The organism is Rothia sp. HMSC069C03 (assembly GCF_001811075.1).
In the GTDB taxonomy this organism is placed as follows: Bacteria; Actinomycetota; Actinomycetes; order Actinomycetales; family Micrococcaceae; genus Rothia; species Rothia mucilaginosa.
Map to the genome: position 1 here is coordinate 61,887 of NZ_KZ627133.1, position 13,919 is coordinate 75,805.

Here is a 13,919-nt window from a genome sequence, read left to right on the forward strand (position 1 = left end):
CCCCCCCCCCCGGATACACCAATCGCCGGTGCCCCTCCCCTTTCAGGGTGGAACACCGGCGAGGTGTACACAGTGGCTAATTCCCGCTGAGGGGAACCAGCTTTAGATCTGTGCGTGCTTTGCAACGATGGTCACGTGATCGTTCGAGACGGTCAAGAAACCTGCGTTGAGGATGGTCTTAATGGGCTCACCATCAACGGGTTCAATGAGCAGCTCGCCGTCCTGTGCCAGCAGCGTGCAGGTGGGGATCATGCCCGGCAGGATGCCGAGGTCACCGCTGACGGAGCGTGCACGAACGTACTTCGCTTCGCCAGTCCACACGACGCGTTCGCGGGAAACAACTTCAACTTTCAGAGCCATGATTACTTAGCTCCAGTCTGTGCCTTGATTTCCTCGTAGCGGCGCATAACGTCGTCCATACCACCAATGTTGTAGAACGCCTGCTCGGGGATGTGGTCGACATCGCCGTTGCAGATCATCTGGAAGGACTCGATGGTGTCCTTCAGCGGAACGGTCGAACCCTCGACACCGGTGAACTGCTTTGCAGTGTAGGTGTTCTGGGAGAGGAACTGCTCGATACGACGTGCACGTGCCACGACGATCTTCTGCTCCTCGGAGAGCTCGTCCACACCCAGAATCGCGATGATGTCCTGCAGTTCCTTGTTTTCCTGCAGAATAGCCTTCACACGAATTGCGGTGTCGTAGTGCTCCTGACCGATGTACTGTGCGTCCAGAATTCGGGAGGTGGAGGACAGCGGGTCAATTGCCGGGTACAGACCGCGCGATGCGATTTCACGAGAGAGCTCGGTGGTCGCATCCAGGTGCGCGAAGGTGGTTGCCGGCGCCGGGTCGGTGTAGTCATCCGCAGGCACGTAAATTGCCTGCATGGAGGTGATGGAGTGACCGCGGGTGGAGGTAATACGCTCCTGCAGCAGACCCATTTCGTCCGCCAGGTTCGGCTGGTAACCCACTGCGGAGGGCATGCGGCCCAGCAGGGTGGAAACCTCAGAACCTGCCTGAGTGAAACGGAAGATGTTGTCGATGAACAGCAGCACGTCCTGGTTCTGAACATCGCGGAAGTACTCCGCCATGGTCAGACCGGTCAGTGCCACGCGCAGACGGGTTCCCGGGGGCTCATCCATCTGGCCGAACACAAGAGCGGTGTCCTTCAGAACGCCTGCTTCTTCCATTTCGACCCACAGGTCGTTACCCTCACGGGTACGCTCGCCAACACCGGTGAACACGGAGGTACCACCGAAGTTACGAGCCACACGGGTAATCATTTCCTGGATCAGCACGGTCTTACCCACGCCTGCACCACCGAACAGACCAATCTTACCGCCCTTGATGTAGGGGGTCAGAAGGTCGATGGACTTAATACCAGTCTCCAGCATTTCGGTGGAGCCTTCCAGCTCTGCGAAGCCGGGAGCGGCACGGTGGATCGGCCAGTAGGTGTCAGCCTTGATCTCGGAGTTCGGCACGTCGAGTGCGTCACCGAGAACGTTGAAGATGTGGCCCTTCACGCCGTCACCAACGGGGACGGAGATCGGTGCGCCGGTGTCGACTACAGCCTGACCGCGGACCAGGCCGTCAGTCTGCTGCAGGGAGATAGCGCGAACGATCGAGTCGCCCAGGTGCTGTGCGGTCTCGAAGGTGATGGTGCGGGTGCGACCGTCGAGGGTCAGCTCGGTGGTCAGAGCGTTGTAAATCTCGGGGACCTGACCGGCGGGGAACTCGACGTCGACCACGGGGCCGATGACGCGGGCAATACGACCCGTTGCGCCCTGAGTCGGTGCGGAGACCGATTCGTTGTAGGTGGCAGTCATATTTCTCACTTACTTAGAAAGTTTGGACAGTTGATGGCTTCGTTGGCGTACAAGTACTAGGAGCCGAGGGCGTCTGCGCCGCCCACGATTTCGGAGAGCTCCTGAGTAATTTCCGCCTGACGTGCGTTGTTCATCAAACGGGTGTACTTGGTAATCAGCGTCTCAGCGTTGTCACCTGCGGTCTTCATCGCGCGCTGGCGGGATGCCAGCTCACTTGCTGCTGCCTGCAGGAGGCAGGAGAAGATACGCGATGCAATGTAGCGCGGCAACAGCGCGTTGAGCACTTCCTCGGCGGAGGGCTCGAACTCGAAGGATGCCGCCTGCTCGTACTCAGCCTTGGTCAGTTCCTGGTCGGGAACGATTTCCTCGCCCATAGCCTTTGCGTCACCCACGTGGATGGGCAGCAGGCGCAGGATCTTGGGTTCCTGAACAACCATCGACTTGAACTCGGTGTATACGATGTGCAGTTCGTCCACGCCGCCCTCTTCGAAGGGCAGGTCGTAGGCTTCGAGCAGCGCGTCACGAATTTCGACGGCAGTTTCAACACGAGGTGCATCGGTGTGCCCCTCCCACGCACGGGCGTAGGGGCGCTCACGGAACTCGAAGTAAGCCTTTGCCTTACGGCCAACCAGGTACAGCTGTACCTCCTGGCCGTTAGAGCGCAGCCTCTCAATCAGAGATTCGGTACGACGCAGGATAGCGGAGGAGTACGAACCTGCCAGACCGCGGTCACTGGTAACAACCAGGATTGCGGAGCGACGGTGTTCGTAGGTTCCGAACTCGTGCGGCTTGTGAATCAGCGGGTGCTTAATACCGTGCTGAGTCGCAACCGCAGTCACCACGCGGGTCAGAGCGTTCGCGTAAGGGCCGGCTGCCTGAGCAGCGTTACGAGCCTTGTTAATGCGGGAGGTCGCGATCATCTCCATCGCCTTGAAGATCTTCTTCATAGACGACGTCGAAGCAATCTTCTGTCGGTAAACCCTAATCTGGGCTCCCATAGAGCTTCCTTTCTCCTTGCTTTCTGCCCCGCCCCAGCCTCATAGCTGAGGCGGGGAGAAGGCGAGGACTAATCGCTAACCGATGGTTTCCTGAGTGATGTCGCTATCGCGAGCTGCCTTGTGCTCCTCGTGACCTGCGTCGACGAGGTGGCTGCTGCCCTCAGACTTGAAACCCTGCTTGAAGTCAGCAACTGCGGACTTCAGAGCTGCAACGGTGTCATCCTCAAGCTTGCCGGAGGAAGCGATATCGGTCAGTACCGAGGTCTTGTGACGCAGGTACTCGATGAAGCCTTCCTCGAAGCGCAGCACGTCGGAAATCTCGATGTCGTCGAGGTGACCGGAGGTACCAGCCCAAATGGAGACAACCTGCTCTTCAACTGCGTACGGGGTGTACTGCGGCTGACGCAGCAGCTCGGTCAGGCGAGAACCGCGGGTCAGCTGTGCCTTGGTTGCATCGTCCAGGTCGGATGCGAACATTGCGAACGCTTCCATCGAACGGTACTGTGCCAGCTCCAGCTTCAGGGTACCGGAGACCTTCTTCATAGCCTTGGTCTGTGCGGCACCACCAACACGGGAGACGGAGATACCGACGTCGACTGCCGGACGCTGGTTAGCGTTGAACAGGTCGGACTGCAGGAAGATCTGGCCGTCAGTAATGGAGATGACGTTGGTCGGAATGAAGGCGGAAACGTCGTTTGCCTTGGTCTCAATGATCGGGAAGCCGGTCATCGAACCTGCGCCGAGGTCGTCGGAGAGCTTAGCGCAACGCTCCAGCAGGCGGGAGTGCAGGTAGAAGACGTCACCGGGGTATGCTTCACGTCCCGGCGGGCGGCGCAGCAGCAGGGACACAGCGCGGTATGCTTCTGCCTGCTTCGACAGGTCGTCGAAGATGATGAGGACGTGCTTGCCACCGTACATCCAGTGCTGGCCGATAGCCGAACCGGTGTAGGGTGCCAGGTACTTGAAGCCTGCTGCGTCAGATGCGGGAGATGCCACGATGGTGGTGTACTCCAGCGCGCCGCGAGTCTCAAGGGTGTGGCGGACAGCTGCAATGGTGGATGCCTTCTGGCCAACAGCCACGTAGATGCATCGAACCTGCTTCTCGGGGTCACCGGAAGCCCAGTTGTCCTTCTGGTTCAGAATGGTGTCGATCGCGATAGCGGTCTTACCGGTCTGGCGGTCACCAATGATCAGCTGACGCTGACCGCGACCGATCGGAATCATCGAGTCGATTGCCTTCAGACCGGTCTGCAGCGGCTCGTGAACCGACTTACGCTGGGTCACGCCGGGAGCCTGCAGCTCCAGTGCGCGGCGGCCTTCAGCCTCAATGGGGCCCAGGTCATCGATCGGGTTACCGAGGGGGTCAACAACGCGACCGAGGTACGCGTCGCCAACGGGCACCGAGAGGACCTCACCGGTGCGGTGTACGACCTGGCCCTCTTCAATACCGGTGAAGTCACCCAGGACAATCACACCAATATTGCGGGTATCCAGGTTCTGTGCGAGGCCGAGGGTGCCGTCTTCGAAACGAAGCAGCTCATTCGCCATAACCGAGGGAAGGCCCTCGACACGAGCGATACCGTCGGAGGCCGATACAACTCGACCCACCTCAACACGTTCTGCATTGCCGGGTTCGTAAGACGCTGCAAACTCGTTCAGCGCATTACGGACATCTTCGGCATTGATGGTCAGTTCGGCCATCTTGTGTCCCTGCTCTCTCATTGTGGTTGCGTTCCGTCAACGGAACCAACCGAAACTTGCAATTCGGGTTGAACGGGCGGGCAATGCCACTGCTTCTGCGAAGGAGGCATCTGCCACGCACCCGCAACCCGAGGTATCTTCTAAATCACCGTTGCGACGAACGGTTCAGCGTCGCTAGCTTGAGCCGCTAGCCGATGGAACGAGCCAGGTCGGACATGCGGGTCTCGACGGTACCGTCGATCACCTCGTCGCCCACCTGAACACGCAGACCGCCCAGAACGGCGGGGTCCACCGAAACGTCGAGCTTCAGCTCACGGCCGTACACGGCGTTGAGCGCGCGACCGAGACGTTCAAGCTGTGCCTGCGACAGCGCAATCGCGCTAGTTACTCGCGCAATGTAACGGTTCTGTCGCGTGACGATGATTTCTGCGAACTCATCGGCTACCCGTGCAGCGTGACGGCCGCGGGGGTTGGAGCCAACTCGTTCGAGCAGAAGCACACCTTCGGCGGTGGTGGCGGGGCCACCGAGCGCCACGGCGAGCTTCTTCTTTGCTTCTTTGCTTGCCTGATGGTCGGACAGCGCTTCCTGCGCCTGAGCGTTGGAATCAACGGTACGCACAAAGGTGAGTAGTTCGTTGAGTACCTCGTCCAGGGCGTCCACGCCACCGCGAGACTGAGCCGATGCGGTCACGGCGAGCACTGCTGCACGCTCCAGGGCATTCGCCAGATCAGCATCATCGGACCAGCGCTGAGCCACCGCACTGGTGAGCACAGCCATAGCCTGAGAAGAGATCTTGCCGCCGAAGACGGTGTTAGCGATACCCTGACGTGCTGCTGCATCACGCGAAGAATCGGTGACAGCACGGCGCAGGGTGCCGTTGTGGTCGAGAACATCAACCACAGCGAAAAGCTCGCTCGCCAGGTTCAGGGGCTGCAGGGAAGCGTGAGCTTCCAGCACCTCTTCCACCTTGCTCAGTGATTCAGTAGATACTCCTGCCATTACCGAGCCGCACCTGCGTTCTGCTTCTCGGTTTCAAGGTCAGCAAGAAAACGATCTACCACACGGGCCGATCGCTCATCATCGTTGAGGGCTTCGCCCACAATCTTGCCGGCAAGGGTCGTAGCAAGAGTGCCAACCTCGGAACGGAGGGACACTGCTGCTGCCGCACGCTCTGCCTCGATAGCCTTTGCTGCATTATCGCTAATGCGCTGAGCCTCAGCGGTTGCACGCTCGCGAGCATCGGCAATGATTGCCTCGCCCTCTGCGCGTGCCTCTTCACGAATCTTCTGAGCCTCCAGTCGAGCGCTTTCGAGCTGCTGGGTGTACTCATCGCGAGCCGCTGCAGCCTCTGCCTGTGCCTTCTCGGCCTTGGCAAGGCCACCTTCGATTGCTTCCTTACGGTCCTGGTAGATCTTCTCGAACGCCGGGACAACGTACTTAGCAACGATGTAGTAGAGGATCAGGAATCCGATGAGGGTAATGACAATTTCCCCGACGTCGGGAATCAGGGGGTTCGAAGTTGCCTCCGCTCCCCCTTCGCTTGCCAGATAAATCATGGAGGGAATCCTGTTCTATGGGATGGGTCGTTTAGGATGTGGCAGAGCCGGTTACTTGATGAAGACGAGAACCAGGCCCAGAATTGCCAGCGCCTCGACCAGTGCGAAGCCCAGGAACAGCATGGGCTGCAGGGTCTTCTGGGACTCGGGCTGACGAGCAACGCTGGTCATGTATGCCGCGAAGATCAGACCCACGCCGATGCCGCCGCCAATAGCTGCCAGACCGTAGCCAACCGCAGTGATGGAACCAACCATTATTTTTCCTTTCAACAGTGTTCGACCGGGAACATACCCGGACCGAACAGAGTTTGATTTGAGTTAATAGCCCGCACAGTGAACGTGTGGGTTGCTTTATTCACGCCCAATGAAGAACGCGAAAACCTAAAAAACTAGAGAGTTTAGTGTCCCTCGGAAACCGAGCCCTGCAGGTACACAGCCAGCAGCAGAGCGAACACATAAGCCTGGATGCACTGAATCATGAATTCCAGGAAGTACAGGAACAGGCCCAGAGCACCGGGAGCAATAGCAGCCAGGTAGCCGATACCACCCAGAGTCTCAACCATGTAGGTCACCATGCTGGATGCAACCATCAGCGCCAGGTGACCACCGAACATGGTCGCGAAGAGACGTAGCGCGTGAGTTGCGGGACGAATCAGCAGGTTCGAGAAGAACTCGATCGGGATCAGGATGGGGTAAATCCACACCGGCAGACCCGAGGGCATGGTGATGTCCTTGAAGAAGCCGCCCAGGCCCTTGCGCTTGATACCAACGCCAACCCAGGTCAGGTACGCTACGCCAGCCAGTGCGTAGGCGCTACCGGGGTGGGAGAAGGAGGGCAGCTGAACAAACGGAATCGAACCGTAGAGGTTGTTCACCAGAACGAAGAAGAAGGAGGCGAACAGAATCGGCACGAAAGGCTTGTAGTGCTGTACGCCCAGGGTTTCCTTACCGAGGGAGTTACGAGCAAACATGTAGCCAGACTCAGCGATGAACTGAGTCTTGCCGGGAACCATGGCGCGCTTACGTGCTGCGGTGAGGAAGAAGACCGCGATAATCACCACGGACAGCAGAATCAGTACGTTCTGCTTACCGAAAGCGAAATCACCAATGGTGAAGAAGGGGGGCAGATGCATGTCTTCGGGGGTCGGCGGCACATAGGCTTCCGCGAGGATCAACCCGTTCTCGATCAAAGCAAGTCCTTTCTTGCTACTAGTGGCTATCAAGAGCCCATGTCTGCCTCTAAGCGACTGACATGCTAACTACATGGATGAATGTGTGACCTAGCGGTCCGCGTTCAATGACCTAGCGGTCTTTATTCTGCCTGGTCATGTAGGTAAAGACGAGGGTCAAACCTCCGACAGCGCCAATCAAGACACCAACCCACACCAGCCAGGTGGTGGAGAAGACCAGGTCACCGAGGTAACCGATGCCGCCCCACACTGCTATACCGATGATCAGATAGAGAATCGACATGACTGCACCGGAGAGCCCTCCGTCAGACACCAATTCTCCGGTAGTGCGGAGCTTTTTATCTCCGTCCCACCACTTCTTCTCTTCGGCCAAACGTATTTCCTTTCAAACACCAATCGCGTTACCGACCATGGTCTTCCAGATCGGTGTCGAAGTATAGAATTCTCAGTCGTGCGATGCTGACTGTTTCAATAACAATCCACAGAATCACGCCGGTACATGCGCCTGCGAGAGTCCAACCGTGCCTCAGATTCTCGGGGAACGGCACAAACATCAATACCAGACCGAGCAGAGCAATCTTCACGAGGTAGCTCACCACCAGCGATTTGGGTACACCCCAGTCGAAAATGGGAGCAACCAACATAACCAATACGCCCAGAGTGAAGCATATATAGATTATCAGAAAGCCCAATGTTATTCCTAGCGCGCCCACGGGGCCCGCAAACAGGTACGCACTCATCATACCGCCCAACCAAGCCAGCAGAGAGTAAGCCGATACCCTGTAGAACAAAAATTTCCAGGAAAGCTCTTGACTCTCGAAAGAAGAGGCCTTCAAACCTGCTTGAGCACGCTCTCGGCGGTGTTTCTGCTGCTTCTTGCGCTCCGCCGGCGGATACCACAGAACGTCCACCACGCGCCTCCAGAGAGGCTCTGCAGGAGCCTGAGATTTAGGCTGCTCAGAAGCCATTAGTGTTTCTCCCCACGATTCTGATTAGACTGCGTCGAAGAAGAGGAAGCAGAAGAAGGCTGACCCGCACGATCCTTCACCGAATCCGGCATGATCGGCTCCGGATGCAGCGAGGTCGGCTCCACATTCTCAGGAGTCGCAGGAACACCAGTTGCCGAGGTCAAAGAGCCGGTAGCAGGCTCTGCAGTTGCCGACTTCGCCTTCGGCGCCGAACCCTTCGAATCCGCCGCAAAGCGCTTCGACAGGTCAATCGCAGAAGTAGGTGCCTCACCGCCAAAGAGCTGCGGCATACGCAGGTACACCACCAGCACGGCAAGAGCCACAAGAACCACACCAACAGCCGCCAGCACGGCGCCCGAAGCAAACAAATCAGAGGCAAACGCCAGCAGCACCCACACCAGAATGGTCGTACCGGTCACCACGGCGGTCGAACCAAGGTGGCTGAAACCAACATCCGTCAGACGCTGATAAGTGTGAGTACGGTGCGGCTTGTACCACTGCTCCCCCGCCATAAAACGACGGAACAGAGTCGTACCCGCGTCCGCCAGATACGTCATCAGCGGAGCAAAAGCCAACAGGAACGGAACATCCGCAAACCACGCGCCCACAGCCAACGTGCCCAGCGCCGCGCCCAAAACATAAGAACCCGCATCGCCCAAAAACACGTTCTTACCAGGGCGCACATTCCACGGCAGGAACGCCGCAAAAGCACCGGCAACAGCCACACCAGCCAAAGCCAGCCACGGAAGGTTCACCATCCAACCGGTCAGCGCATACGCCAAACCAGCCACCAGACCGTGAGCACCAGAAATACCGTTAATGCCGTCCATAAAATTCGCCACGTTAATGTAGCCGGCAACAAAAATCGCGCCCAGAATCAGCAGCAGAATGTTCGTGCCCTGCACCGTCGCAAAGCTCACGCTCACCAGTACGCCAATCACCAGCTGCAGGCCCGCACGACGCACAATGCTCACGCCGCGAATATCCTCAAGCCAGCCCAGGGCAAGAGCACACAGAATCGCCGCGGCAATCGTCACCGCCAGCTGCAACGACTCAGCAGAACGGTACGTCCAGCCGAACAGAGTAGCCGCAACAAACGCAACAAAGGTCGCAGCCGCAGTCGCCAAACCCATACCGCGGTACGTCGGAGCAGTATGCGAAGAACGCTCATTAGGAACATCCACCATGTCGTAGCGGTGCAAAATCGGGCGCACCGCAAACGGCAAAAGGGCACCCAAAACAAAAGCAAGAGCAAAAATACTCAACAGCTCAGAAAAGGAGGTCATACCAGCTCCAAAGCATTGGCGCCGCTCCCCTGGACGCAAACTCCAGAATCGCGGCTGAGGGACGATGTGTGCGTAGTGTGTGTGTTTACTTCGTATTCTATAGAACTCTTCAGTAGCCCGGGACTAAACGGTACAGAATCTCTCCATACGCTCTGCATATTCTGCGTCCTGATATGTTCTACACCCGAGAAAGAGAAAACACCGGATACCGCACCTGCCACGCAAGTGCAGCATCCGGTGTCATTTCCGTAAAGATTAGAACGTCTGCGCATCCGCCAAAGTACGCGGATCAGGGGCACGCTCCAGGCCATGACGCTCATAGCCGCTGTGCTCCCGATAGTTCTGAATCCACCGCTCATAATCGAGCTCATCAGGGTCAAGTGCCGGGGCACTCGACCGGGAAATATACCGGTTCTCCTCGCTCGGCACCAGCTTCTCGGTACCGCCGAAGAGAGTCTCATCCAGCTTCTCACCCTTGCGAAGACCAATCTCCTTGATCTCCACGTCATACCGCTCATACGCCTGGCGCATCGCCTTCGCAACGTCCAGAATCTTGACCGGCTGACCCATATCCAGCACCATGACCTCGCCCGGGCGACCAATCGCACCGGCAAGCATCACCAGCAGGCAGGCATCGGTAATCAGCATGAAGTAACGGGTCGCACGCTTATCCGTCAGAGTAATCGGACCACCCGAAAGAATCTGCTTCGTAAAGAGCGGCTTAATCGAACCGCGCGAACCAAACACATTACCGAAACGAACCGACACGTAGGTGTTGCCGGTCTTCTCGCCAAAGTACGCGGTCAGACGCTCCGCCACACGCTTGGACTGGCCCAGCGCAGTCTTCGGATCTGCAGCCTTATCGGTCGAAACGTTCACGAACGTCTTCACGCCCACCGCCTCCGCGGCACGCAGCACGTTCAGAGTGCCCAAGGAGTTCGTCTTCCACGCCTCCTGCGGATACGCCTCCAGCGCCGACACATGTTTCAAAGCCGCAGCGTGGAACACCACCTCGGGGCGACGGTCACGGAAAATCTCCAGCAGATTATCCCCCTCACGAATATCAGCCAGAATAATGCGATCATCATCCAGGCTCGACTCGTGAGTAATCGAAACCTTCGTCTCCATCAGCAGAGTCTCATCATGATCAAGCATCATGAGGGTCTCAGGCCCAAACTCGCTAATCTGACGGCACAGCTCCGAACCAATCGAACCGCCCGCACCCGTAACCAGCACGCGCTTACCGTGCAGGTACGAACGCAGAATATCGCGGTCAATATCGTAGTTAATCTCGCCACGAATCACGCGCATCAGGTCGTTATCGCTCGCGGTAATCAGACGCTCACCCATCAGGCGAGCATTCGCGCTACTAATACGCTGAACCTCAACCTTAAGCTTACGCATGCGGTTGCAGAAGGACTCGAAGTAATCCTCCGACATATCCGAAATCGTCACCAGAATCTTACGGGTACCAGACTCACGAATCACCTGCTCCAGCTCGCGGTAAGTCGTAATCACCGAAATGCCGTGGAACTTCGTACCAGCCTTCAACTGGTCATCATCGAAAACCGCAACCGGGCGAAGCTTCGCCTCCTCATCGTGCAACATCGAATCCATGACCATGCCGCCAATAAAACCGGCACCGTACACAATCACCGGCTCACCGGTCAGCTCACGCACCGCACCACGCTCAGTGTAGACGCGCTTCGCCATGCGGGCGCCCGCCATCATAATCAGGCTAAATGCCGCCGCGATTGCAGGCACACTATGCGGCATATGGGGCAGACCCAGCGGCTCATCCACAAAGGAGAAAATCGTCAACGCCACGCCCGCACTCAAAGCAGCCGCACCGGCACGCCACGATTCGTCAAACGAGCCATAAGAGTACACGCCGTTATAAATCTTCACGCCCGCCAGACCAATGACCAGGTGCAACACCACAGCCAACGTAGCGGTCATCGTCAACGACGCCGGGTGAATAATATCGAACACCGAGCCGTTGCTGAGCAGCACACTATAGCGGAGCATGTACGCGAACAAAACCGCCAGCAGCCACGCGCTCGAATCAATCAGAGCCTGCGCAATCAGCCACCACGGCTTACGCTCATACAGGCGGTTCACCAGCATCGTGCCGGAGTCACCCTCCGTCACCAGCGTGCCTCGCTGAGCAGCCTTCTTCATCACCACATGAGCGTGAGGTTTCAACTGAGCCACTACATGCCTCCTTCAGATGCGGTACCAGAAGAACGAGCCGCCAACGACGACAACGCACGGAACGCCGAACGGCGCGCCTGCTCAGGCACAAAACGGTACACGCTACGCACCGCCATGTTCTGAGCCCACTGAAGCTTAGAAATACCGTGACCGGTGTACAGTCGACGCTGAATCGCCACATCCTGCAACCAGGCGTCCACTCCCCCGCGTTTCGTGTACGCGCCCGCACCCACACGGTAACGCACCAGCGCATCGGGGATATTACCCAGACGGTAGCCGGCATCGCGCAGACGCATCCACAGCCACCAATCCTCAGCGCCGGGCACAAACTCGTAACCGCCCAGCTGCTGCACGGCGCTCTTCACGAACGCCACCGACGGGTGATAAATCGGGTTGCGCGAATCCATCGCACGCAACAGACGCTCAGAATCAACAATCGCCTCGCGAGTCGACTCCACCGCAGTATTGCTCTCATTCACCTCAAGCATGGCAGAGCCCAGCACCGTGTAGCCGCCCTGCACCAGGGCAGGAATCAGACGCGCAAAACGAGTCTGCTCAGACAGGTCATCAGAATCAGCACGAGCCACCAGCTCATACGAACACGCCTGCAGACCGGCATTCAGCGCCTCCGCCAAACCAACATTCTGAGCCAGCTCCACCACCTGAATCGGCGGGCAATCCAGATTCTCGGCGCGCTGAACCCAGCGGTCCACCACGGCATCCAGCTCGGGGGTCAGCGGGCCGTCCTTCACCAAAACCAGCTCGGAAGGACGCACCGTCTGGTTCAGCAGGTTAGACCCCAACGCCTGATCCAGGTAGGCGGGGTTCTCCTTAGCGTACACGCTCATCAGCACCGAGAAATCGGGTACAGAGCTCACGCAACCGCGCGCCTTCTCAGAATCAGCGCGGCTTTCAGCGGATGTAGGCACGCCATAGCGGCCCGGGAAAGTCAGCGGGTAAATGCCCTCAAGCACCTGAGCATTCGGGCGAGGCGCACGCAAACCATCACGCACGCCATCGAGGAAATACCCCAGGTAGGTACGGCGGTCATCAGTACGCAGAACAGTAGAAATCCACAGACGCGCCGACGAGCCACCATAGAGCAGCTTCTCCAGCGGGTTCAGAGTACGCGAACGGGTAAAGACCCACAGCTTATTACGCACATCGTTATAGAAACGCGGGCCCGGGTCGGCATTCGTCGTGCCAAAAGTCTTCGTGTGGTGCTTAGCCACCGAAGAAGGTACCGCAATGCCGTCACGGTGATGAATCAGACGAGTCGAAAATTCGAAGTCGTCATTCCAAATGAAGAACTCAGCAATCGGCAAACCACCGTTACGGCGAATAGCCTGCGCGTCCATCAGAATCGACACGAACGAGGCGCTACGAATCGGACGGGCACCCACCGCCTGCGCACGAGCGTGACGCTGCTGACCCGCCGCAAACATCGTGCGCGGAGTGTTCATCGGGTGGTCCTCGCCGTTCGTCCACACCACACGAGAGGCCACCACCGCGGGGCGTTGCGAAGGCACCGGCGAATAGTTCAGCCAGGCGGCAACCGCCTCCGACAGGGTGTTCTCGGTCGGCTCGGTGTCATCATCCATAACCCACACCAAATCCGGGTTATGGCGTTCCAGGGCGCGATCAATACCCACCGCGAAACCGCCAGCGCCGCCCATATTGCTCTCCAGGCGGATGCAATCCACCGGCAGCTCATAGTCCAGGGCGCGCAGATACTCGGCAGTACCGTCCGTGGAGGCGTTATCAACGATCACCACCGCCGCAGGCACACGCTCACCAGAAGCGATACCAGCGAGGGTCTTCGGCAGCAGGTCCTCACGGTTATAGGTCACCACCACGGCGACCGTGCGGGGATACTCGTTCAAAGAATCGTGAGAAGAAGACTGTTCGGAAGAAGGCTGGGCAAAAGCGGTCACGTCGCTGTACTTTTCTGCCATAAGTTCTCCCTCCGCGGCGCGATGCGCCTGAATCAGCCGGTACGCGATATACCCATACCGTACTGGGCGCTTCTGGTGTTTCTCGCGCCCGCGGCATTCAACCGTGTGGATATATCACTCAAAGAAAATATTCTACCTGCGGTCTCCACTAGAGAGTGAACCATCACCTCAAAAGACGCACTTTATGACAAATAAACAACCGAATTCAGTTGATTTATCCGCAT

13 protein-coding genes are annotated in these 13,919 nt (G+C 58.0%); all 13 read right to left on the reverse strand.

The window, feature by feature from the left end:
• Nucleotides 1-102 precede the first annotated feature (102 nt).
• Nucleotides 103-360, reverse strand: a complete 258-nt coding sequence (locus tag HMPREF2779_RS01570; protein ID WP_049340652.1) for a F0F1 ATP synthase subunit delta/epsilon — start codon at nucleotides 358-360, stop codon at nucleotides 103-105.
• A 2-nt stretch (nucleotides 361-362) separates the two neighbouring features.
• Nucleotides 363-1,826: a F0F1 ATP synthase subunit beta gene (gene atpD / locus HMPREF2779_RS01575; protein ID WP_005507810.1), complete on the reverse strand. Its 1,464-nt coding sequence runs from the start codon at nucleotides 1,824-1,826 to the stop codon at nucleotides 363-365.
• A gap of 56 nt (nucleotides 1,827-1,882) precedes the next feature.
• Entirely contained in the window at nucleotides 1,883-2,824 is a 942-nt protein-coding gene (locus HMPREF2779_RS01580; RefSeq protein WP_049340654.1) for a F0F1 ATP synthase subunit gamma, read from the reverse strand.
• A 75-nt stretch (nucleotides 2,825-2,899) separates the two neighbouring features.
• Entirely contained in the window at nucleotides 2,900-4,525 is a 1,626-nt protein-coding gene (gene atpA / locus HMPREF2779_RS01585) for a F0F1 ATP synthase subunit alpha (RefSeq protein WP_005506458.1), read from the reverse strand.
• 187 nt (nucleotides 4,526-4,712) lie between these two features.
• A complete protein-coding gene (locus HMPREF2779_RS01590; protein WP_049340656.1) occupies nucleotides 4,713-5,525 on the reverse strand; it encodes a F0F1 ATP synthase subunit delta in 813 nt (270 codons plus the stop codon).
• Nucleotides 5,525-6,082, reverse strand: coding sequence for a F0F1 ATP synthase subunit B (locus tag HMPREF2779_RS01595; protein WP_049326923.1), 558 nt, complete (start codon nucleotides 6,080-6,082; stop codon nucleotides 5,525-5,527). Before HMPREF2779_RS01595 ends, HMPREF2779_RS01590 begins: the two co-directional genes overlap by 1 nt.
• 51 nt (nucleotides 6,083-6,133) lie before the next feature.
• Nucleotides 6,134-6,337, reverse strand: coding sequence for an ATP synthase F0 subunit C (gene atpE, locus HMPREF2779_RS01600; protein WP_005506461.1), 204 nt, complete (start codon nucleotides 6,335-6,337; stop codon nucleotides 6,134-6,136).
• A gap of 143 nt (nucleotides 6,338-6,480) precedes the next feature.
• Entirely contained in the window at nucleotides 6,481-7,272 is a 792-nt protein-coding gene (gene atpB, locus HMPREF2779_RS01605) for a F0F1 ATP synthase subunit A (protein WP_049340658.1), read from the reverse strand.
• Between the two features lie 112 nt (nucleotides 7,273-7,384).
• Nucleotides 7,385-7,645 carry a hypothetical protein gene (locus HMPREF2779_RS01610; RefSeq protein ID WP_049340660.1) on the reverse strand — a complete coding sequence of 87 codons (261 nt, stop codon included), beginning with the start codon at nucleotides 7,643-7,645 and terminating at the stop codon, nucleotides 7,385-7,387.
• A gap of 28 nt (nucleotides 7,646-7,673) precedes the next feature.
• Complete coding sequence (locus HMPREF2779_RS01615; RefSeq protein ID WP_053088846.1) at nucleotides 7,674-8,240, reverse strand: hypothetical protein; 567 nt, start codon at nucleotides 8,238-8,240, stop codon at nucleotides 7,674-7,676.
• Entirely contained in the window at nucleotides 8,240-9,526 is a 1,287-nt protein-coding gene (locus HMPREF2779_RS01620) for an MraY family glycosyltransferase (RefSeq protein WP_049340663.1), read from the reverse strand. Before HMPREF2779_RS01620 ends, HMPREF2779_RS01615 begins: the two co-directional genes overlap by 1 nt.
• Before the next feature lie 255 nt (nucleotides 9,527-9,781).
• Entirely contained in the window at nucleotides 9,782-11,740 is a 1,959-nt protein-coding gene (locus tag HMPREF2779_RS01625) for a polysaccharide biosynthesis protein (RefSeq protein WP_105360652.1), read from the reverse strand.
• Nucleotides 11,740-13,695: a glycosyltransferase family 2 protein gene (locus HMPREF2779_RS01630; RefSeq protein ID WP_105360653.1), complete on the reverse strand. Its 1,956-nt coding sequence runs from the start codon at nucleotides 13,693-13,695 to the stop codon at nucleotides 11,740-11,742. Before HMPREF2779_RS01630 ends, HMPREF2779_RS01625 begins: the two co-directional genes overlap by 1 nt.
• Nucleotides 13,696-13,919 lie beyond the last annotated feature (224 nt).